Source organism: Bifidobacterium sp. wkB344 (genome assembly GCF_003688305.1).
Lineage (GTDB): Bacteria > Actinomycetota > Actinomycetes > Actinomycetales > Bifidobacteriaceae > Bombiscardovia > Bombiscardovia mizhiensis.
On the sequence record NZ_NPOQ01000008.1, the window covers coordinates 149,850 to 171,295 of the forward strand.

Here is a 21,446-nt window from a genome sequence, read left to right on the forward strand (position 1 = left end):
GGTCAGTCATGGTTTCCCTTGGATCGTCTCAGATCCGTTGGCGTCGCTGGATTATACAGACGTATTCGTCAACTGACTGCTGCGGTCATGATCCAGTCGGTCTGTAGATCCTCGCCCAAGGTGAAGGTGTGCTCCCCGGTTCGTTTGAAGCCCATGGCTTGGTAGAAACGTTGGGCGGGCTCATTGTGCTCCCATACACCCAGCCAGATTTTGTTCAAATTCTGAGTCCTGGCACGTTTGAAGGCTCGATTGATCAACAGGGTGCCCAATCCGCGGTGCTTGAAATCCGATAGGACGTATAGCCGCTCGATCTCCATGGATGTGTCGCCGAACTGCTCTGTTTGGGCCTTCCCGGTGTTGAGCTGCATGTAGGCTGCGGGCGTGCCATCCACGCTGGCCAGAAGAAAAACGGATTCAGGTTCGGACAGTTGTGACTTGACCAGTTCGGGGGAGAAGGAGTGCCGGAGGTAGTCTTCCATGTTCTCTTGGCTATTGTCGGCGGCGAAGGTGTCGCGGAAAGTGGTTATGCCCAAGGAACGTATCAGTCCGGCTTCATCTGATGTGCATTGCCGTATTGTTGTGGTCATGATGGTGATTCCTTTCCTCGTTGATTCTGCTGCTTGGATATATCTGCTTTGATAGGCACTGTTTTCAGTTGACGATCTTGAGTCCGACCACGCAGGCGACCAAACCGATGATGAGCAGAATGCGGGCGAGTGAAATAGGCTCCGAGCCCGTAGCCATGGCGTATAGGACAGTCGAGGCAGCTCCGATGCCGACCCAGACCGCGTAGGCCGTGCTGGTAGGGATGTTGCGCATGGCAAAGGCTAGACCCATCATGCTGAGAATCAATCCCACAATAAAAACGATGTCAGGGACGATTTTGGTAAAGCCTTGTGACTTGCCCAGGGCGGTGGCCCAGACCGATTCACAGACGCCAGCGAGTATAAGTATGATCCACGAGGACATGGCTCCCTTCCGGCAAGTCTTGTCGCTGTCCGGGTACTTGACCATCGTCCGGGAACCTGAGTCAGATTCTGAATATCAGAATAGCACGAGGCAGCACCCTGATAGTTGAATAGCAAGGGAGCGGTCGACGGTCCATTGCGAGAGGGAATCAGGGTTGATTCAGGGTCGTTTCAGGGGTTTGCCGGATGTTGTCTTTCGCGTCGGTCGGCTATTCATGTAATAGAGGAATGTAGTCGAGTGTACGCACGAGGACGTGGCAGGTGAATGAAACATGACTTGGGCCTTACGTGATTTGAAAGCCAATAGTGGCATCTGGGCTGGCGTCTTTATCGTTCTTGTGGTCACCCAAACCCTGCTCTGTGCCATGAGCGTGAGCATGGGTGTCAACAGCTATTACCAAGGTTTGTCGGCCAAAACCAGGGATCCTGCCAAGAGCCTGGCTTCGGTCCTGAGTCTGGTCTTTCTCACGGTCGTTGTGCTCGGCTGTCTGGTGATCAAACAGACCCTGCAGGCATCGATTCGCCAACGTCGGCAGGGGCTGGCCCTTCTTTCGCTGCTGGGCGCTACGCCTAAGCAGATCCTGGTGTTCACGCTTTTGCAGGTGATGATTCTGGCTCTGCCAGCCTCCCTTGTTGCTGTGGCTCTTTCACCTGCGCTGGCTGGAAGGATCCTCGATTGGTATTCCACCGGGATGCGAATACCGGTACATTTCGCTTTTACCTGGCACGGTTTTCCCAGGTCTGCCTTGATTGGGCTTGCCGTGGGTTTAGCCACAGCTTTCTTGGCGACCAGCCGGACATTGCGGGATTTGGGGAAGATGACACCCGTCCGGGTGGTGCGCCGTGCTGAGGAGAGCGAATCGGTTGAACGGCCGAGACATGGACGCGGTCTTGTATCCCTTTTTCTTGGGTCGGCCTTGCTGCTATTGCCATTGCCTGTCTTTGCCTATCTTTCGCACAGCGGCTCCGGGTCCTTAGAGCCTAAGCAGGTCCAGGCGGTCATAAGTACCGTTGGAAGTGGACCGCTGTTTGCTATTCTCTTGCTGCTGATTGCCTTGGCACGTTCTGGGGGGCCAGTTATAAGCAGGGTCACTCAACTCTGGACTGCTCTGGTCCCCTCGTCATCTGCTGTCTGGCGGATAGCGCGTTCACAGGCTGCGGTCAGGAGTCGAGATACGACATTCGGCTCAACAGTTATAGCTCTGACTGCCTGTATGTTTCTGGTTGGCGGTCTGTTGGCTGCCGGAGGCACCAGTACCATCGCTATGAATAAGGTGCCAGGAATAGAGAACGTCACATCGGGTGGAACTTTGGAGTTGCTCTATGGTTTTTGGGCAGCGCTGCTGGTCGCCCTGGTCGGCGTGATCGCGGGGTTCGCCATCGCCGCTCGGGATCGTGACCTCGATTTGGCGCTCCTGTCAATTGCAGGCGCAAACCCGCAGCAGCTGACTGCTATATCCATATTGGACGGCACCATCGTGATGACCACAGGCATTATCATCGCTGCGGGCGGCACCGGACTGGTCGGGCTGAGCACAGCTATGGTCTACTGGCCACTAGTCCACAGTCTGTCCATGGTCTTTCCCTGGCAGTTCCTCCTTATATGTGGGTTGCCGATCATCGTCGTCGGCTCGCTGGCGACCATGTTGACGGCGCGGCCTGCTTTGCGGCGCTCGCCCATAGCCATTCTGCAAGGGGCCGTAGGCGAATGATTCACACCAAGCATATGGAGTAGGTCTATAAAGATCGCTCTAGAGGTTTGGTTATGGACTGTTGATTGTCGCAAATGCATTAGGGAAGTTTCAGACCTCTTTGCCTGTCAAGCTGTTCTGTTCCCCTTCCTTGCGCAAAAATAGAAAGCTCTGTGGGTTTGAATGTAGTAAGTGGGCCCGAATGATCATTCATGCTCCGATAACAGAATCAGGAAGCCTCCAGCATGCGGGCCTCTTGCACAACTGAAATGAAAGCTTCGGGTTCGTGCGCAAATCGGCCTAAGAACAACCCGTCGACAGCTGGCCATAATTCAGTCAGAAGCCCGGGTCCTGCCGAACCTCCATAAATGATGGATATTTTATCGTCGTACTGTCGGAAATGTTCAGAAATAGCAGTACATACCTCGCGCACATACTCTGTTGAGGCGGGATGCTGGGCTCCTATCGCCCATATCGGTTCATATGCCACCCATAGCGGGCCTGGTTTATGACCATCTACAGCGTTATTGATCTCTTCGATACACACTTGCGATGCTTTTCCTGCATCCATGCGTTCTGGTTCGCCCACACACAACAGTGGCGTCAGACCGTTGCGCCAAGCAGCGGCCACCTTACCTGAGATAAGGGCATCGTCCTCGTGATAATATCTGCGACGTTCAATGTGCCCGATTTCTACAATCGAAGCACCCAGAGCAGCCAAATCTGAGCCAGATACTTCTCCGGTGTACGCTCCTCTGTCGTCGGGGCAGACATCTTGGGCTCCGAGTCGCACCCCTGCCGGTTTCAGCAACGATGCCGCTGAAGCAATCGTGAGAAAATCAGGAAGCACGGCCATAACGACAGAATCAGCGTCATGGATGGGCTTCAGTAGTTGACTCAGACGCCGACAATAGTCTAGCGTCCTTTTTCGGGGGAAATACATCTTGGTGCTTAAGGCAACGATTGCCATGACTTCTACTTCCGCATGATCGAATTATTTAGTATCTACTGTCAATTTGTTTGCAGTCATAGCTCCTTGGCAGAAGCAACGTCACTATTCCTGCAACGTCTCATCGCACAGGCGCGCAGAGACATTTTTGAGCTGTCTACCGCGCGCCTGAACGCATCTATTCACTTAGGCCAGCCGTCTTAGCAGGTTCCTAGCGTCCCACGTTCGTATTCGTTAATTCGGTCGACCTTAGGAGCGCTGCGCGAATTGGGGTCAAAGGTATGACTCAGGTACTCGTCCATAAACATCTTGGCCGACTCCACTCCAACTACTTGGGCTCCCATTGAGATCAGATTCGCATTATTGCTGAGCACTGCTCGTTGAGCCTGATAGATATCGGTCACGCATGCACAATAAGCGCCGGGGACCTTGTTTGCAGCGATGGACACACCTATACCGGTTCCGCACAGCAGAATTCCACGGTCCTCTTCACCGGCGGCAACCGACTTTGCGACCGCTATGGCGGTGTTGGCATAAATAGGATCCCCAGAGGGGAAGTCGACCACTTCATGACCGAGCCGCTCAGCCTCTTTTATCAAGGCCTGCTTGAGCTCAGTGGCATTGGGATCACAACCGAAAGCCAGCTTCATATCTACTCCTCTTTCCCTGCATTCTGTTCCTGCGAGCGCTTGTAATCCATGCCCATCTTGGCGTACACTGCAGCGACCCGAGTCGCCTCAATCATGCTGCGCCCCTGAGCGGTCCCTTTCCCGGCAATATCGAAGGCAGTGCCATGATCTACAGAACTACGCATAAAGGGCAGCCCCAGCGTTATCGTCACTGCATGCTCGAAGTCCAAAGTTTTGCAGGCGATATGGCCTTGATCGTGGTACATCGAGAGAATGCAGTCATTGTGTCCGTCTAGGTTCAGCGCGAAAATGGCATCAGCCGAAAGAGGACCTTCTGCGCAGATTCCAAGCTTTTGTGCATCTTCGACAGCTGGGCGGATATCGGTGATTTCTTCGGTGCCGAACATACCGCCTTCGCCCACGTGGGGATTCAAGGCAGCGACGCCGATGGTCGGGTGCTTAAAACCGAGTTTCTTGAATTCTGTGTCGATATTCTTGAGAAACTCTAGAATGCGATCATGGTTCGCCAGATCGCAAGCCTTGCGTAAGGAAACATGACGGCTGACGAAAAAGACACGCAGCTTATGGACGTTGAACATGGTCAAGGCATAAGGCGAATGCGTGAGCTCCTGATAGATCTCGGTATGCCCAATATAAGGAACGTCCGCCATTTTCAGCGCGGCCTTATTGATTGCTGCAGTGGAGACTGCATCGATCTTGCCGGCCATTCCTAGGTCGATGGACTTGGTGATGTATGAGTAAGCGCGAAGAGCCGCATCACGCTGAGGGTAGCCATATTCGATCTTTGCGTCATTTGCTACATCGGTCTGTAACAGATCGACTGTGCCATAGCGGTAATATGCTTCGCTGGGATCATTAATCATATGGATCTTCAGAGCATCTACATTGCATACTTTCATAGCCTGCTCAAAGCTGTCGCGATGCCCGATGACGAATGGTTTGCATATGTCGTAAATCATCGCGGATCTCATCGTCTGGACTACAGTTTCAGGTCCGATTCCAGCTGGATCGCCAAGGGTTATGGCCATGACTGGCTTTTGCAATTCTTCGCTCATATCAAATAGTTGCTTTCTCTGATTGGTTTATTTGGACATGCTGTTCATCGAAAAGGCGGTTGACGACCTGAAGGGAGGTCTCTTCTACGCCGGTCAATCCTCCTTTGCATATGACTGGCGTGCCCGAGAAGGGTCCGCCGACAATAACTGATTGATCTACTTGAGGAATGAGGTAGTCGACCATGTGCAGCCCCTGCGCCTCGATGGCCTTGCAGAAACGCACCGTGGTGTCGCCGCCCGTCAGATAAAAGCCGGCGCAACGTTCGGGAGTAACTATATTGGCCACCGTGCGGGCGACTTCACTGAATTTTTCCGTTATCAGATTCGAGGCTTCTTCGGCAGGAAGGCCGCTGATCTTGGTCAATTCGTCAGGTTTGGCAGGGAGCTTGTCTTCTAAGGCGTTGTCAACAGCCAGAAGTACCACCCTCGGCTGATGGGAGCTTGACGACAGTATTTGTCTGGCTTGCTCTTTGACCCGCTGCATTTCCTCGCTGCATACTGAAGGCTTATTCGAAATCAGTTTCATGGGATCGACTGAAAGAACCGCTGTGCCGGGTTCCGCAGCCAAACGCATCATCTGCATACGAGTGGTCTTCGTGGCGCTGCCGGCACAGGTAAGCACGATGCCCTTGTCGAATTTGCTAGCCTTGGTACGTACTGATCGATCAGGGCGAGGACTTGGATGAATGGAGCTGTGCTTCATAGCCAATGCCAGTGTGAACGGGCCCGGATCCACGGCAACCACTTTCCATCCCAAATCGACGACGGCCTCTGCGATCCACTGAATCTCCTGCAATGTAGCGGCATCAATCACAAAGACCCTGCAGCCTCTCGCCTGTTGCAGCAGAAGTTGAGCTGCTATGGTATGGGCGCCGAGCACTACATCGTCGACCGGGACATAAGCCACCTTTTGTTTCATCTGAGACTGCACCAGATTGCGCACGTCGGAAAGCACCACAGGTGTGCGCACATCATGTGCGACGTCGGTCATTGCCAGGGGAATCGAGTCAATCAGCAGATATCCGCCGATCATGACTTTTTTCGATTGAGGCATCGCCGGCACCACCAGAGCGACATAGTCGTCATCTAGGGCCGACAGCATTCCTTCTACTTCAGCACCTATGTTGCCGCGCATGGTGGTGTCGATGCGTTTGGAAAACTGTGTGGCGCCGAGTGAAAGTAAACTCTGTGTGGCTTCACGAACCGCTTTGTATGCTTCCTCTGGCTTCATGGCACGAGAATCAGTGCTGGTGATAATCACGTCTTCATCCGGGCTTACGATATCCGCCATGGTTCGTGCGTCGTAGCACAATGTCGGCTCTATTCCTTCTCGTGCCAGCAGTGCTCCTACGGTAGTTCCACCAGTGACGTCGTCGGCCACAATGCCAAGTTCGGTCATCATTACTCCTTTACTGCTTCAAAGCTGTACTGATGGGATGAAAAAACTCATTCGGCAGCTGCTTCCACTTTGACGGCCTCGTCCTTTCTTGGTTCAACGGCAGGTTTGAACTCGGTTAATGTGAGAAGAATGAAGAAAGCGAGGACCAATATCAGTACGAAATAGCTGAAGGCCACCGTGTAATTGTGCGTGGCATCGAGCAGCGCACCGACGATCAGCGGAGCGAAGAACCCACCGAGATTGCCGCCGCTGTTGATGATGGAAATGGCAAATGGATAGGTTGAATCGGTTGTTATATTCATTGCAAAGGATGTAAAGCCGGACCAACCGATGTTGAGGAAGAAACCGGCAAGAATCAGTACGATTGCTAATAGTGCGGTGCTGTTGGGCGTAATCAGCAGAATTGCCATCATTACTGCTGTCATCAGTGCCGTAATCAGCATCGCAGGCTTCCTGCGTCCTCGGAAAATACGATCTGAGACAAAGCCGCCAAGAATAGCACCGATCAGACCTCCGATGTACGGAGTGGACGACATCCAGCCCATGGAAATGGTTCCATAGCCTCGCGCGCTCTTCAGATAGTCAGGAATCCAGGTAATCATCCCATAGAGCACGTTGTTCATGCAGAAGTAGGCAAGCGTAACGCCCCAGATGTTCCACGACTTGAGCACTTCGCCGTTACGACGGAGACGACGGCCCTGGCGCAGTCTGATGACCTTATCGATCCAGCCCATATTGCCGAAATCGACCGCTGTGGCCTTGCCTCCGTTCTTGTCGCCTTCGATATACTCAAGCTCAGCCTTGTTGACGTGCCTGCTCTCCCTGGGGTGAGAACGGACGACCAGATAAAATACCAAGGCCATGATGAATCCGGGGACCGAGAACCAAATAAATACGGATCTCCAGCCAAATGCCTGTGCCAGGAACACGGAAACTATTGGGACAAGAATCGGGGCCACCATGGTAGAGCCGATGTAGACACCTGTCGCGATGCCCTTTTCTTTCAAAGGGAACCATGAGTTGATTGTCGATGTCATGCCTACGGGTGTGGGTCCTTCAATCAGTCCTAGGAACAGACGCAGGACCAGCAGCGCCAACGCTCCACCCACATGGCCCATGAGGAATGTGACGATCGAAAAACCTAGGATCGCCACGGAAACGATCTTCCTAGTGCCAAACTTACCCATGACCAAGCCGGCAGGAATTTGCGAAACAGCATATCCCAGGAAGAAGAGGCTGGATACTGCTCCTGCCTCAAAGTTTGAAATCTGGAATTCGCTTCTCATCATTGGCAGAACGGCGCCGATATTGGAGCGATCTGCCATGCAAATAACGTAGCCTACGAAGATTGTCGAAAGGACAACCCAGCGATAACCGCTACGGTGCGGTTGTGCCGCTTTCTGTGTAGATGCCATATATGCTTCCTTGCAATATGAGTTCGGTTGAAACATGAAAATTTATATCAATTGTTCTTGTGATTTGAAACCTGATCCTGTATTTTTGAGAAAAGAAGTCAAAGTACTGTGGCGAAGATGATACAAATGACGAACAAAGCTGATAATGAAATGTCTCATGACCGACTTGCCGATGTGGCGGAATTGTATTGGATCCAAGGGCTAAAGATAGAACGAGTGGCACGGGAGTTGGGTATTTCACGCTCAACGGTTTCCAGACTCATTGCAAGGGCCAGAAAGGAGCATGTCATTGAATTCGTTGTTCATAGAACAAAGAATTCAGCACTTGAGTTGGAGAACCGACTCATCCAGAAATACCATGTCCGAGTAGTCGTTGCCGATACCAGTGACAATGCGGACAACACATTGAAAAGAATGGCTGTAGGAAAATGCGCAGCTATCTGGCTCAATACCCTTGTTCATTCCAACACCACAATCGGGGTTGCCTGGGGCCGCACCATAGAGGCTATGTCCTTGCAATTGCAACAGCGTCATTTGCCCGGCATGCGAATACTTCAGCTGCACGGGTTCGGCAACTCGCAGACCTTCGGAGAGAACTATGCCACCCAGATTCTTTCGCGGTTTCACAAGAACTTTGATGCGTCAGTGCGGCTTCTTCCGCTTCCTGCTATTTTCGACTCTGAAAATACCCGGAATCTCATGTATCAGGAATCGAGCATACGTAAGATTCTTGAATTGCGGAAACACATGAATATGATGGTTACCTCTGTCGGCACACCGAACGGATCTGACCCGAGCCCGTTGTTTACGCCAGGACTGTTGAGCAGTAAAGACATCAAGGTCCTGCATGAGCAAAAGGTGATCGGTAATCTTGCATCCACTTTTTACCGGGCTGATGGCAGTACCAGTGACATCGACCTGAACAGCAGATCGACCGGATTGAACCGCACCGAGCTGATGAGTGTGGCAACGAGGTTGTTTCTTGTAGCCAGCCCCAGTAAAGCCCAAGCTCTGCATGTCGCGCTCAGGTCCGGATTTGTAACACATCTGGTGGTTGACCGTCAAACAGCTGCTGCCCTGCTTGAGCTATGAAATATGCTGGATGAAGAATTCACAATCATGTGCGACATCAACCGTTGATTATTATACTTGTAAATGTGAAGCACGCAGCCGTCAGCGTAGGGTGTCTGTCTATCCAGAATTCCCAGAAATAAAAAAGATTTAACCGCGTCATGGAAGAAATGTAAACCTGAGTGGCTCGCGTTCTGGCATGTATTTTCGTATAGAGATAAAACTTGTGACAGTCCGGAGTATGGCCTATGAATAGGTAGTCATTCGTGTTCTAGTGTTGAATTTTTGGTCTACTATCTAAAAAACTTGTATGTATAATTGTCGCTGCGGGTAAGTCTAGGACTAGTGGAGACGTTATAGCTATTATGATAGAGCTTTCTTATTTGTATTCGTGTTAATAGAATCCTCTTTAAAGTAAATGGTTTCTTTTTTCTTGTTGCTGATTGTCTGATGGCGCCATTTGGCTGAATGCCTAAACAGTTACTTGCGAACACACTGACTTCTGCATAGATAAGGCACTGTGGGCTGTATCGCTTTTCGTATTGGTAAAACTGGTATTTTTAAGCAGGCTGGACTCATCATGTCTTAGCCGATAAATATCTGTCAATGTCACCGTTCAATCAGAATCCGAGTTCTTTCTTTTTCGCTAAGAATTCTGCAAGCGAGATTTGTCCAGCCTCGAAAGCCTTATTCAATGCCGTCATGTCATATACATCACCCTTGGATATGTGTCGCTGCGACATCGATTCGGGTTTGTGAAGGTTGGATGTCGGCCTTTTTTGCTTAGCTGCAGCAGTTTTTCGCGCAGAGTCATTAATAGCAGTTGCAAATCTCATCGCGTTAGATATGTGCTTACGATTAGCAAGGGCTACCCATGCGAAGTCTGGGCCTTCAACAGTTAAATATTTCTCTCCTCCGCTTTTCTTTTTGAAAGCAAATGCTAACAGACCGACTGCAAGCATCCTGGTTAACGTTACCCGTGATTCCAATGCTGAGCCATCCTCCACACTCGCGTGGACACCGTCGAGTTTATGTTGTTCGTCTCCGCAAGCTATAAGGTCATCATAAAGTCGAATTATTGTTCCGTCGTCCCCGATGAACTTCTTGGGCTCCAGACTTGTCACAGCTGTGCCTCCTATTCCTTGAAAGCTGTAAGGTTGCCGATCTATGTCCTGGAATCGCTACATTCTGATATAATTACAACTAACTCAATCCATCATAAACGATCAAACTTATCGACGAGAGTCTCAGCGGTTTCGTAGATCGGAAGATTAATCATGGAATATCTCATAGAGATCCTGTAGCGTACTCTTTGAGTTGGCTTATAAAAACAACTAGGATTGGCGCGGCTGATATATCGAAGCTCTTGGCAGGGGAGACACGGTTTTTAATCTAAGATCACGATGAGCTCCTGATTCGAATTAAAGTTATGTAGATTATGATGCAGGAACCTTTTTAGGCAATGGCTATAACTGTTTTGCTTTACGTTGAAATTATTCATCAATCCGTTCTGCTGATTTCTGTGCCATTTTGCTTATTTGAATTCCAGGCCCAAGTAATGCAGCTATCTCTAGAGTGGATCACCTCTTCAGCAAACTCCTATGGATTTGAAAACCCAGTTCTTATTAGATTGGGTAAGTTTCAGGTGGGTCGTGAGTGGTAGTAATCCAAAAATACCAACCGAGTAGATGTGATGGACCACATAATGTTGAAATAAGGCTCTTGGAACCGTAAAAGCGGTATGAAAAGGGCCAGCCAAGTTGCCTCGGCCGGCCCTTGTTTTGTGGAGCTGCGGGGAATTGAACCCCGGTCCGGTGACCGCACCCTCAGTCTTCTACGTGCGTAGTCTGCTGGCCTTTGTGGCTATCTGTCTGCCCCCACCTATGTCGCAGACAACTGGTGGCGGGCATAGCCGCAGAAAAAGTCCCCGAACCGCCCTGTGGCGCGGCAGTTCAAGCAAGTCTTCTTAATGACGCTCAGCATCCCCCCGAAGGCGAAGGGGAGTGAACGGAGCAGCTGCTCACTGGTTAATCCTGGCGCGAAGCTCAGGCAGCGAGAGCGAACTCAGTGCGGTTAGATTTAGCACTTGTTGTTTGCGGGAGGACATTAACGAGCGGACCCCCGCGTTCTCGGCACGCTTCCCTGCGACGAACAGGTCACCGTCGAAACCGATCAGCCCCAATCTTGAATTATCAAGCTCTGCTGGTGCCATTGCGGACCAGCCACGTCAGTATACAACAGATGGACGCTGCGGATATTCCCGCTTCTCCCTCGGCATTGACTTGAATCCCGGTCAAGCCGCAGAGCCCAGTAGACAGGGGTTCGTCGGCAGGTGGTAAATGCTTGCTTCCATAGATAAAAATTGTGGTCCTGTCCAGCCGACAGCTCGACCGGGCGGGACCAAATCACGTTTAAAAGCGAGGGATCACTGACCCTGCTGACCCAGATAGTCGGGGATGTGCTCGGGATATTCGGGCCAGGCGCCCTGCTGGGTGCAGACGAAGGCGGCGGTGTTGATGGCAGCCCGGTGGGCCTGGGTCAGGGAGGCGCCAAGCAGGCGGTTAATGGCGAAGGTTCCGGAGAAGGCATCGCCGGCCCCGACCGTGTCGGCTACGGTGATCTCAGGCGTGGGCAGGTGTGAGGACTGGCCGTCTGCCAGGTAGATTGTGCTGTAGTCGCTGCCGGCGGTCAGCACGATGGTGTCCAGGTGCCACTGGTCCATGAACCAGCGGCAGAGCTCGTCGTCAGTGGCTCCGGGAACGTGGAACATGTCGCGCAGGGTGACCAGTTCCTCGTCGTTGAGCTTGAAGACGGTTGCCATATCCAGCAGCTCCTGGATCAGATCCTTGCTGTAGAAGGTGCCACGCAGGTTGATGTCGAAGAAGCGCATGGCATGGCTCTTGGTGTGACGCAGGACTTGCAGGCAGGTCTCGCGGGACTGGCTGTTGCGCATGCTCAGCGTGCCATAGCAGACGGCATCAGCCTTGCTGGCCAGTCCGGCCAGGTTATCCGTGTACTCCAGATGATCCCAGGCCACATCCGGTTTGAAGACGTACTGGGGGATGCCCTCGGTCAGCTGGACCTCGACGGTGCTGGTGGGGTGGTCGTTGTGTTGCAGCACGGCATCGACGCCGGCCTGGTGAACAGCCTCCTCAAGCTCCCGGCCCAGGTCGTCGCGTCCAACGGCGCTGATGGCATAGCCTTCCGCTCCGTTCTTGGCTGCATGGTAGCTGAAGTTGACCGGTGCGCCACCGGCCCGCTTGCCTGTAGGCAGGACATCCCAGAGGATCTCGCCGATGCTGAGGACCATGGGTTTACTGGTCATGGTGTTCCTTTCCTGATGACGGGTGATGCGCCCGCCTTGTGCTTGTTGATTTCACAGCTGTACGGCCCATGCTGGCCGGGTGCTCCAAAAATTGGTTGGCCGCCACTGCCGCAGCGCCGGTCAGTGTGGCATCGATCGGAAGGTGGGAAAGCAGGATCTGTGTGTGCTCGCGCAGGCCGGGCAGGGCGCGCTGGGAGACTATGGACCGAACCCTTTCCAGAAGGCGGGTACCGGCGGCGGACACCATGTCTCCGATGACAATCTGGGCGGGGTTGTAGGCATTGACAATGGTCACGCAGCCATAGCCTACGTAGTCGGCTATCTGATCCACCAGAGCCTGAGCGGCCTGTTGACCGGATCGGGCCTGGTCGAACAGGCCCGCGCAGGCCTTGGCGTGGGTCATGACCTCGACTCCAGGGAAGTGATCCCGCATATCCGGCTGACACATGCGGCGGTGGATGGCTACAGCCGAGCAGTAGCATTCCAGGCAGCCACGGTTGCCGCACTCGCAGGGCAGACCATTCAGATCGATGCTGACGTGGCCGATCTCGGTGGCCGCTCCCTGGCTGCCGTCCACCAGGGCGCCCCTGTCGATGACACCCAGCCCTACGCCTTCGCCCACGAGAAAGTAGGCCATGCTGGATGCACTCACGCGGGGGTCAAATAGGCTCTGGGCCAGTGCCCCGGCCCGAGCGTCCTGCTCGATGAAGGTGGGTACGCGGAAGGCCTGACCGAATTCGTGGATAAAGTCCACGCTACGCCAGCCGGGCATGCTGGTGACCAGGGCGATGCGTCCGCTCTCGCGCAGATAAGGGCCCGGCACGGCCATGCCCACAGCCACGATGGCGGGGTTCGCCTCAAGTCGTCTTGCCACTCGGGTTCGGACATCGGCTACGGCCTTAGGGATGTCATCGGGGTTGACGGGTGGCAGCTCCTCCGAGTCCAGCAGGCGACCGCTGATGTCGAACAGTCCGATGCTGACCAGGCTGCGGGCGAACTTGACTCCGATGACCTGGTAGCGGTCAGCGTTCAGGGCCAGACCGATGGATCGACGGCCGCCCTCTGAGTCCATGCTGCCGGTCTCGCTGATCAGGCCCAGATCCATCAGGCGGGCCACCAGCTTGCCTACGGCTGCCGGTGTCAGATCAAGGTCCCGGGCCATCTGGGCTCGCGAGCTGATACCTTGCTGGTGCAGATACTGGACGATGCGTGACTGGTTGAGCTCGGAGAGGGCCTTTGGCGTGCTGGCGTAGGTGCTGCTGCGCATATCGACCTCCTCCTTGAGTGGTTCCGTCACGCGATCCTCGCGCACTTTATGAACAGCGTTTATATATTAACACTGTTTATTATTCTTGCGCAAACTGTTCAAGGTGCCGAGAAGGGGATTGCCATCTGCATCCGTCGAACTTGTCTGCTCAAGGGGCGGGGTTTCGGCTGGTAGCCAAGGTCGAACTATCCAGGCGGGAGTAGTCTGGTCTTCTATCCATCGATGTTGATTAGGTCGGCTATGCACTTGAGATCATAAACGATGGCGGAGGAGTTGTATGCAGGCAACGGATTGGAACCAGGGTTGGCGCTATCGACATTTACAGGAGTCAGAAGAACCCTGGAAGCCCGTTGAGCTGCCTCACGATGCCATGCTGGCAGAACCCAGAAGGGCCGATGCTCCGACCGAGGCTAACAGTGGATGGTTCGTCGGACGCGATTACGAATACCGCAAGCAGGTACGTGCCGACGGTCTTAGGCAGCACGATTCGATGATTCTGGAATTCGAGGGCGTGTACCAACACAGCGAGGTCTGGCTGGATGACCAACGCCTGAGCTTTCACCCTTATGGATACACGGGGTTCTTTGTCGATCTGAGTGGGAAAATCCGACCGGGGGAACCGGGCGTGGTCCGTGTTGTCGCCCGCAACGCCCAGCAACCCAATTCGCGTTGGTATTCCGGAGCAGGCATCTACCGGCCAGTCACGCTCTGGAGTGCTGGCCCGCAGTATCTGTACCCGGACGGCATCAGAGTCTCTACGCTTGGGGTCAACCCCTGCGCCATCCGGGTCTCATTGCGGGCATCGTCAGGAGGGACTGCGCAGGTTCGCATTATGTGCAACAACAAGGATGAATCTGGGCCCTTGGCTGAGGTTGTAGTCCCTGTGGATTCCGAGGGCAGAGCCCAGGTCGATATCGACCTACCTGGCGCCCAACCATGGAGCCCGGAAAGCCCGACACTATATGAATGCCAGGTGCTCTTCGACTCCTCATCGGGCTGTCATGACCAGGCTCAGGCGACATTCGGCATACGAACGGTGGCCTGGGGGGATCAGGGGCTGCTCATCAACGGCGTTCGCAGGATTCTCAAGGGTGCCTGCGTCCACCATGACAACGGGATCCTTGGCGCTTGCGCCTGGCCCGAGGCCGAGGAGCGGAAGGTGAAATTACTGAAACGTAATGGCTACAACGCCATTCGCAGCGCCCACAACCCTTGTTCGAAAAGTCTTCTGGCAGCTTGCGACCGTCTGGGTATGCTGGTCCTGGACGAATATGCCGACCAGTGGTACATCCACAAGACCATCCACGACTATGCGGAATACCTCCCGAAATGGTGGCGCAGGGACCTGGCTGATATGGTTGCCAAGGATTTCAACCATCCGTCGGTCATCATGTACTCCATCGGCAACGAGGTCAGCGAAACCGCCCAGTCCAAGGGGGTAGAGCTGACCAGGCGCATGGTTGACTTCCTCCACGGTCAGGATGCGAGCCGACCGGTTACCTGCGGGGTCAACATCTTCTTCAACTTCCTGAGTTCGATCGGGCTCGGGGTATATTCGAGCAAGAAAGCGGCCAAGCAGGTGGCGCACGATGGGTCAAAGAAGAGCGTGTCACTTTCGATTGAGTGCCATGGATCTGTAGGGAGCCGATTCTTCAATGAGATGGCCGGAATCATGGGAGCGGACTTCATGAAGAGAGGTGCCACCCTGCCATCCTGCGATCGCCTGACCCGCGATGCCTTCGCACTTATGGACGTGGCCGGATACAACTATGGGATCAAACGATACCTTCAAGACCTCCGCAGATACCCCCATCGGCTCATCCTGGGGACGGAGACCTTCTGCAGCGACGCTGACGAGTTCATGCGTCTGGCCTCCCATTGCCCGCGCCTGATCGGAGACTTCGTCTGGGCAGGTATGGATTATCTGGGCGAAGTCGGCGTGGGCGCTTGGGAGTATCGACAGGAAGCTCCACGGTTCAGCGGGCTGGGCTGGCTGACCGCTGGTTCCGGCCGTCTGGATCTGACAGGTAGGCCGCTGGGCGAGGCCTTGTACATGCGGGTGGCGTTAGGGGGCGAGACCGGACCCTATCTGGCTGTCCGCCCCGTCAATCATTCGGGGGAGAGGCATTCTCCCAGCGCCTGGAAGATGACAGATGCCCTTGACTCATGGTCGTGGGACGGCTGCGAGGGCAGAACAGCCCAGGTTGAGGTCTATGCCCGCGCTCATGAGGTTGTGTTGATGCTGAATGGTCGTTGCCTTGGCCGCTCGCGTTGGCGGGGTAGCACTCGATTCCGTTTCTCCTGCCCTTATGAACACGGCCTGCTGGAGGCGTTGGCCTACGACAGCTCGGGCAGGCTGATTGGACGGAGTCGGTTGCGGTCAGCCGCTCCCCAGACCATGGTCAAGCTGGAGGCCGATCGGAGTACCGTTCGCCCGGGAGGGTTGTGCTTTGTGAGGGCAAGATATACCGACCAGCAGGACATTGACAAACCCATGACATCAGGAGATTTGACTGCTCAGGTAGAGGGTGGCCGACTGCTGGCCTTTGGGTGTGCCGCCCCATACAATCCCGAAGGATTTTTGACCGGGCATACGCGCACCTATTACGGACAAGCCTTGGCAGTGGTGCAGGCGGATCGGTCAGCAGGTTCAGACGGCTCGGACGTACCCAAGCAGCTTGAACTCAAGGTTTCCGACGGTCATCGCAAGGCTGCTTTGTGCCTTCCAATCCGCAGGTGATGTGATCGCCATCTATATAATTCAACGAATTGACAAAATCGATCCGTCCCTCTACTCTTATTGTTCAGGAGGCAGGAACTGGTTTCCTCCCCTGTGAAGACTGTAAAGGCAGTGCATTAGGCAAAGGAGCATTATGGGTCTGTGGGACGTTGACAAGATCGAATACGTAGGTCGCCAGGGTGTCAAGGAGGGCCTGGGCTTCCGTTACTACGACAAGAACAAGGTGGTGGCCGGCAAGCCCATGAAGGACTGGCTGCGCTTCGCTGTGGCCTGGTGGCACACCTTCAACCAGGGTCTGGTGGATCCCTTCGGCGATCCCACCGCGCAGAGGCCCTACTACCGCTACACCGATCCCATGGATCAGGCGCTGGCCAAGGTGGATTACGCCTTCGAGCTCTTCACCAAGCTAGGGGTCGAGTTCTTCTGCTTCCATGACCGTGACCTGGCTCCCGAAGGCGACACCCTACGCGAGACCGACGCCAATCTTGACAAGGTGGTTGACCGCATCGAGGCCGCCATGAAGGACACGGGCGTCAAGTTGCTCTGGAACACCTCGTCGCTCTTCACCAACCCCCGTTTCGAGGCCGGCGCCGGCACCTCGCCCTTCGCTGACATCTATGCATACTCGGCGGGCCAGCTCAAGCACAGCTTGGAGATCGGCAAGCGTCTGGGTGCCGAGAACTACGTCTTCTGGGGCGGCCGCGAGGGTTACGAATCCCTCTGGAACACCCGGATGAAGGAGGAGCAGGACCATATGGCCGCCCTCTTCCACATGTGCGTGGACTACGCCAAGGAGATCGGTTTCGACGCGCAGTTCCTGATCGAGCCCAAGCCCAAGGAGCCCACCCTCCACCAGTACGACTACGACGCGGCCACCACCATCAACTTCCTGCGCACCTATGACTTGCAGGATAACTTCAAGCTCAACATCGAGGGCAACCACGCCAACCTGGCCATGCATACCTATCAGCATGAGGTCCGCGTGGCCCGCGAGGCTGGCTTCCTGGGATCCCTGGATGCCAACCAGGGCGACAAGCTGATCGGCTGGGACATGGACGAGTTCCCCTCGGATCTCTACGATGCCACCGCCGTCATGTGGGAGGTGCTGGCCAATGGAAGCATCGGGCCCCGCGGAGGCCTGAACTTCGACGCCAAGCCGCGCCGCTCCTCCTTCCTGCCTGAGGATCTGTTCAGGACCCACATCGTGGGCATGGACACCTACGCCGCCGGTCTGCTGGTCGCGGCCAAGATGCACGAGGACGGCTACATCGAGCAGCTGCAGCAGGAGCGCTACTCCTCCTTCGAATCCGGCATCGGTTCGACGGTAAAGGACGGCACGGCCACACTGGCCTCCCTGGAGGAGTACAGCCTCGACAAGCCGCAGGCCGAACTGATTGCCGCCGACAAGTCCGACCATCTCGAGGTCGTCAAGGCCACCATCAACAACTACATCGTCGAGGCTCTGGCGCAGGCCTGAGTTGTAGACGACTGTCGTCTCCTAGCTCCGCGAGTGAAAGCTCGCGGGGCTTTTTTATGTGCTGACTAAGGCAGACATGTTTGCCAGGTATGACACGCCAATTTTATCTGAGCCCTATCGCCTGGACCGGAGAGGAGTATAATCGAACTAAACCGCTTTAGTAGAGATGCGAAGCGGACCTACGAGGAGGTTGTGAGGATGCAGCTGAAGATAGAACGCGTGCTTGACAAGTGCGACCGTGTCATGCGTCAACGCGTGCTACCGAAGATTGAGCGGCCTGTGGGCCAGGTCCAAGTCCGCTCTTTCGTCATTTCCGGGGAACCGATACCGTCATCGGAGTTCTTCGGAAAATTACAGAGCAAGAGCGTGGACTTCCAGCCTCTCTCCCTAGGGGACACTTGGGGCACGACCTGGGGGACCACCTGGATGGAGGTGACCGGCCGCATCGATGCCGACTGGGCCGCCAAGGCACCGATTGAGCTGGTGGTCGATCTGGGTTGGCATCCTGATGCGCCCGGTGGCCATTTTGAAGCCCAGGCCTATAGGAGCGATGGATCGATCATCAAGGCTGTCAATCCCCGCAACCGTTGGATTCCGCTCGACGGGACCGATCTGGATGGGAATCAGACCCGTGACGAGGTCTCGGTTATCAATCCTGATGGAACCTTTACCATCTACCTGGAAGCTGCCTGCAATCCACTCCTGCTCGGTACCCCCGCATTCGTGGAGACACAGCTGGGGGAGGGAACCACCGGTCGCGCCGATGAGCCCAATGTCCTCAAGCAAATGGACGTCTGCCATTTTGACCATGAGGCATGGAACTACTACATGGATCTTGAGGTCACGGCCCAGCTGATCCGCGAATGCGACCAGAGCCAGCCACGGTACTGGCGTCTGGGCAAGGCCCTGCAGCGTTCGCTGAATATCTATGACGAGCGTGACCTGACCACACTGGGGCCGGCTCGACAGGCCCTGGCTGGTGTGCTGGCGGTGCCGGCGACCCCCAGTGCCCTGGATCATGCGGCAGTGGGTCATTCCCATATTGACTCTGCCTGGCTCTGGCCCAAGCGGGAGACCAGACGCAAGGTGGCGCGGACTGTTTCGAACATGCTCGCCCTGATGGAGCGCGATCCTCAATTCATCTATGCCATGAGCTCGCCCCAGCAGTATGCATGGCTGGAGGAGGATCATCCCGATCTCTTCGCCCGCGTCAAGCAGCGCATCCAAGAAGGCAGGTTCATCCCCGTCGGGGGGATGTGGGTTGAGTCTGACGGCATGCTGCCCTCAGGGGAGTCGCTGACCCGTCAGTTCACCTATGGAAAGCGGTACTACCGGGAGCATCTGGGGGTGGATACAACCGTGGTCTGGGAACCGGACAGCTTCGGCTACACGGGCCAGTTCCCGCAGATTGCCCGCCGTGCAGGAATGACATCCTTCCTTTCGCAGAAAATCTCCTGGAATGATACGACCAAATTCCCGCATCATACCTTCGACTGGCAGGGCATTGACGGCACGGCCATCTTCACGCATTTCCCTCCCATGGATACCTATGCCTCAAGCATGACGGCCCGCGAGCTCAACCACTCCGAAGAAAACTACCAGGACAAGGACATCTCGACCAGGGCCTTGGTGCTGTTCGGCTATGGCGATGGCGGTGGCGGCACCACCAGGGAGATGCTGGGACGCTATGAGCGCCTGCATGACGTGGAGGGATCGGCCAAGGTACGGTATCAGGCTCCTGCAGACTTCTTCCGCGAGTCCGAGGAAGAGATCCGCGCGGAGGCCGGTTCCGAAATGCCCGTCTGGAAGGGCGAGCTCTATCTGGAGCTGCACCGCAAGACCCTGACCTCCCAGCAGGATATGAAGCGAGGCTGCCGTCAAGAGGAGGCCATGCTGCGCACGGTCGAATACCTGTGCGCCTATGCCGGATTGCTCGATGACTCGTACACCTACCCCCGTCAGGAGCTGGACCAAATCTGGCGCACGTTGCTGCTCAACCAGTTCCATGACATTCTTCCAGGGTCCGCCATCTCCTGGGTTCATAGGCTGGCCAGGGAGGACTATCGCAGGGATATCGCCCGTCTGGAGCAGATCGGCGACGAGGCTGCCCGCGTTATAGCCTCCGCCCAGCCGCAAGCACCCATGGTGTCTGATGCCAGGCTGGTGCCCATGGATGGCAGGGGCCAAACGGCTTGGGAGCCCGTTGGACCAGTACAGGCCCAGGAAGGCCCCGAGGGTATCAAGCCTGTCCAAGTCAGCCAAGAAGACGACGGATTCGTCATGGACAACGGACTTATCCGTGCCGTCGTCGGCTCGGATGGCGAGGTTCATTCCATTCTTGACAGGACCTCCGGTAGGGACCTGGTCCCGCAAGGCTCCTCGGTCGGCGGATACGAGCTCTTCAAGGACGAGCCCTACATGTGGGATGCCTGGGATCTGGAGCGTGATGCCCTGCTGACCGCTTCTCCGGTCGATGACCCAGTCACCGTTGAGGCCTTGGATTCCGGTGTTCGGGTATCGCGCCGGCATGGCGAAACCACAATCGTCACCACGATTGGGCTGACTCCCGGCGGCAGGCAGTTGGACTTCACTGCTGATGTGGACTGGCATCAGGACGAGCAGCTGCTCAAGGTGGACATCCCCGTCGCCGTTCAGGCCAGGTACGCGCAATTCGAGTGCCAGTATGGCTTCATCGATAGGCCCATCCAGAAGAACAACGCCGCTGAAGAGGCCCAGTTCGAGAGCTGCACGCACCGATTCGTCAGAATCAGCGACGACGACCTTGCTGTTGGAGTGGTCAACGCTTCGACATACGGCGGTGACACCACACCGATCCACTACGACGAGAAGGCTGGCAAAGAGGCAGGCACCTTGGTCAGACTGACCCTGCTATCCGCCCCGGTCTTTCCCGATCCGCATACCGACAGAGGCAAGCACAGCTTTGCCTGGTCCATCGTCCCTGGGGACACCCAGGCCGACATCCTGCAAGCAGCCTACGCCCTCAACGCTCCGGTCTTCCATCATGGATTGCCTGCCGTTGAGCCGCTGGCTGGAGTCGAGGATATTCAGGGCACCACCGTCATCGACTGGATCAAGACGGCTGATGACGACAGCGGCGATGTGATTGTCAGGGTCTATAACCCGGATTCTTCGCCCTCCAAAGCCAGGCTGCACACAGGGTCCGTCCTGCAGGGGGCGACCGTGAAGGAGACCAACTCTCTGGAGGACGGTCCTGTGCCCGAGGGCGTGCGGCCAGGCCTGTGCTCCGAGCAGGGGTCGCCAGCCGACGGGGCCTTGTTGGATCTGGTTCCCTTCCAATTCACCACCTTGAGACTCTCCAGGCGCTGAATCGCCTGACCATGGGTGTCTGTCCGGCCGGTTCGTTCGTCTATTTGGATCGACCGGAAGCTCCACAAAGAAGTGAGTAGTAAAAATAGAA

Annotated in this window: 15 protein-coding genes, 1 other RNA gene and 1 riboswitch; of the genes, 5 read left to right on the forward strand and 11 right to left on the reverse strand. The window is 55.4% G+C overall.

Annotation, left to right across the window (positions count from 1 at the left end; translation table 11 throughout):
* Positions 1-68 precede the first annotated feature (68 nt).
* Entirely contained in the window at positions 69-587 is a 519-nt protein-coding gene (locus tag CI601_RS01300) for a GNAT family N-acetyltransferase (RefSeq protein WP_121914024.1), read from the reverse strand.
* A 64-nt stretch (positions 588-651) separates the two neighbouring features.
* On the reverse strand, positions 652-969 hold the full coding sequence (locus tag CI601_RS01305) for a multidrug efflux SMR transporter (RefSeq protein WP_121914058.1): 318 nt from the start codon (positions 967-969) through the stop codon (positions 652-654).
* A gap of 8 nt (positions 970-977) precedes the next feature.
* A riboswitch (guanidine-III (ykkC-III) riboswitch) is annotated at positions 978-1,041 on the reverse strand.
* A 199-nt stretch (positions 1,042-1,240) separates the two neighbouring features.
* Between CI601_RS01305 and CI601_RS01310 the strand changes: the two genes are divergently transcribed.
* Positions 1,241-2,680 carry an FtsX-like permease family protein gene (locus CI601_RS01310; RefSeq protein WP_121914025.1) on the forward strand — a complete coding sequence of 480 codons (1,440 nt, stop codon included), beginning with the start codon at positions 1,241-1,243 and terminating at the stop codon, positions 2,678-2,680.
* A gap of 208 nt (positions 2,681-2,888) precedes the next feature.
* Here CI601_RS01310 and CI601_RS01315 read toward each other — a convergent pair whose 3' ends face one another.
* The 5 genes from CI601_RS01315 to CI601_RS01335 all read right to left on the reverse strand — a co-directional run bounded on the left by CI601_RS01315 (position 2,889) and on the right by CI601_RS01335 (position 8,127).
* Positions 2,889-3,629, reverse strand: a complete 741-nt coding sequence (locus CI601_RS01315; RefSeq protein WP_121914026.1) for a triose-phosphate isomerase family protein — start codon at positions 3,627-3,629, stop codon at positions 2,889-2,891.
* Between the two features lie 179 nt (positions 3,630-3,808).
* A complete protein-coding gene (locus CI601_RS01320; protein WP_121914027.1) occupies positions 3,809-4,258 on the reverse strand; it encodes an RpiB/LacA/LacB family sugar-phosphate isomerase in 450 nt (149 codons plus the stop codon).
* A 2-nt stretch (positions 4,259-4,260) separates the two neighbouring features.
* Complete coding sequence (pdxA, locus tag CI601_RS01325; protein ID WP_121914028.1) at positions 4,261-5,313, reverse strand: 4-hydroxythreonine-4-phosphate dehydrogenase PdxA; 1,053 nt, start codon at positions 5,311-5,313, stop codon at positions 4,261-4,263.
* A 1-nt stretch (position 5,314) separates the two neighbouring features.
* Complete coding sequence (locus CI601_RS01330; RefSeq protein ID WP_121914029.1) at positions 5,315-6,715, reverse strand: four-carbon acid sugar kinase family protein; 1,401 nt, start codon at positions 6,713-6,715, stop codon at positions 5,315-5,317.
* A gap of 44 nt (positions 6,716-6,759) precedes the next feature.
* The gene (locus tag CI601_RS01335; protein ID WP_121914030.1) at positions 6,760-8,127 is read right to left on the reverse strand and encodes an MFS transporter; all 1,368 of its coding nucleotides are present in this window, start codon (positions 8,125-8,127) and stop codon (positions 6,760-6,762) included.
* A 117-nt stretch (positions 8,128-8,244) separates the two neighbouring features.
* Here CI601_RS01335 and CI601_RS01340 point away from each other — a divergent pair, with 117 nt between their 5' ends.
* A complete protein-coding gene (locus tag CI601_RS01340) occupies positions 8,245-9,219 on the forward strand; it encodes a sugar-binding transcriptional regulator (protein ID WP_259465277.1) in 975 nt (324 codons plus the stop codon).
* A 599-nt stretch (positions 9,220-9,818) separates the two neighbouring features.
* Here the strand turns inward: CI601_RS01340 and CI601_RS01345 are convergent.
* The 4 genes from CI601_RS01345 to CI601_RS01360 all read right to left on the reverse strand — a co-directional run bounded on the left by CI601_RS01345 (position 9,819) and on the right by CI601_RS01360 (position 13,790).
* Positions 9,819-10,322 (reverse strand): hypothetical protein, encoded by a 504-nt coding sequence (locus CI601_RS01345; RefSeq protein WP_121914032.1) that lies wholly within the window; start codon positions 10,320-10,322, stop codon positions 9,819-9,821.
* A gap of 657 nt (positions 10,323-10,979) precedes the next feature.
* Positions 10,980-11,378: a transfer-messenger RNA gene (gene ssrA / locus CI601_RS01350) on the reverse strand.
* Between the two features lie 245 nt (positions 11,379-11,623).
* Positions 11,624-12,523, reverse strand: coding sequence for a carbohydrate kinase (locus tag CI601_RS01355; protein ID WP_121914033.1), 900 nt, complete (start codon positions 12,521-12,523; stop codon positions 11,624-11,626).
* Positions 12,513-13,790: an ROK family transcriptional regulator gene (locus CI601_RS01360; RefSeq protein WP_121914034.1), complete on the reverse strand. Its 1,278-nt coding sequence runs from the start codon at positions 13,788-13,790 to the stop codon at positions 12,513-12,515. The genes CI601_RS01355 and CI601_RS01360 overlap by 11 nt, the downstream gene beginning before the upstream one ends.
* A gap of 277 nt (positions 13,791-14,067) precedes the next feature.
* Here CI601_RS01360 and CI601_RS01365 point away from each other — a divergent pair, with 277 nt between their 5' ends.
* From CI601_RS01365 to CI601_RS01375, 3 genes are all read left to right on the forward strand, one after another.
* Complete coding sequence (locus CI601_RS01365) at positions 14,068-16,530, forward strand: glycoside hydrolase family 2 TIM barrel-domain containing protein (RefSeq protein ID WP_121914035.1); 2,463 nt, start codon at positions 14,068-14,070, stop codon at positions 16,528-16,530.
* Between the two features lie 133 nt (positions 16,531-16,663).
* Positions 16,664-18,007, forward strand: a complete 1,344-nt coding sequence (gene xylA, locus CI601_RS01370; protein WP_121914036.1) for a xylose isomerase — start codon at positions 16,664-16,666, stop codon at positions 18,005-18,007.
* A gap of 198 nt (positions 18,008-18,205) precedes the next feature.
* A complete protein-coding gene (locus tag CI601_RS01375; RefSeq protein WP_121914037.1) occupies positions 18,206-21,355 on the forward strand; it encodes a glycoside hydrolase family 38 C-terminal domain-containing protein in 3,150 nt (1,049 codons plus the stop codon).
* The last annotated feature ends 91 nt before the right edge of the window (positions 21,356-21,446 follow it).

Bases quoted from the DNA above. Each gene is read 5' to 3' on its own strand.
- CI601_RS01300 (WP_121914024.1), bottom strand. From the start codon at position 587: ATGACCACAACAATACGGCAATGCACATCAGATGAAGCCGGACTGATA.
- CI601_RS01305 (WP_121914058.1), bottom strand. From the start codon at position 969: ATGTCCTCGTGGATCATACTTATACTCGCTGGCGTCTGTGAATCGGTC.
- CI601_RS01310 (WP_121914025.1), top strand. From the start codon at position 1,241: ATGACTTGGGCCTTACGTGATTTGAAAGCCAATAGTGGCATCTGGGCT.
- CI601_RS01315 (WP_121914026.1), bottom strand. From the start codon at position 3,629: ATGGCAATCGTTGCCTTAAGCACCAAGATGTATTTCCCCCGAAAAAGG.
- CI601_RS01320 (WP_121914027.1), bottom strand. From the start codon at position 4,258: ATGAAGCTGGCTTTCGGTTGTGATCCCAATGCCACTGAGCTCAAGCAG.
- pdxA (WP_121914028.1), bottom strand. From the start codon at position 5,313: ATGAGCGAAGAATTGCAAAAGCCAGTCATGGCCATAACCCTTGGCGAT.
- CI601_RS01330 (WP_121914029.1), bottom strand. From the start codon at position 6,715: ATGATGACCGAACTTGGCATTGTGGCCGACGACGTCACTGGTGGAACT.
- CI601_RS01335 (WP_121914030.1), bottom strand. From the start codon at position 8,127: ATGGCATCTACACAGAAAGCGGCACAACCGCACCGTAGCGGTTATCGC.
- CI601_RS01340 (WP_259465277.1), top strand. From the start codon at position 8,245: ATGATACAAATGACGAACAAAGCTGATAATGAAATGTCTCATGACCGA.
- CI601_RS01355 (WP_121914033.1), bottom strand. From the start codon at position 12,523: ATGACCAGTAAACCCATGGTCCTCAGCATCGGCGAGATCCTCTGGGAT.
- CI601_RS01360 (WP_121914034.1), bottom strand. From the start codon at position 13,790: ATGCGCAGCAGCACCTACGCCAGCACGCCAAAGGCCCTCTCCGAGCTC.
- CI601_RS01365 (WP_121914035.1), top strand. From the start codon at position 14,068: ATGCAGGCAACGGATTGGAACCAGGGTTGGCGCTATCGACATTTACAG.
- xylA (WP_121914036.1), top strand. From the start codon at position 16,664: ATGGGTCTGTGGGACGTTGACAAGATCGAATACGTAGGTCGCCAGGGT.
- CI601_RS01375 (WP_121914037.1), top strand. From the start codon at position 18,206: ATGCAGCTGAAGATAGAACGCGTGCTTGACAAGTGCGACCGTGTCATG.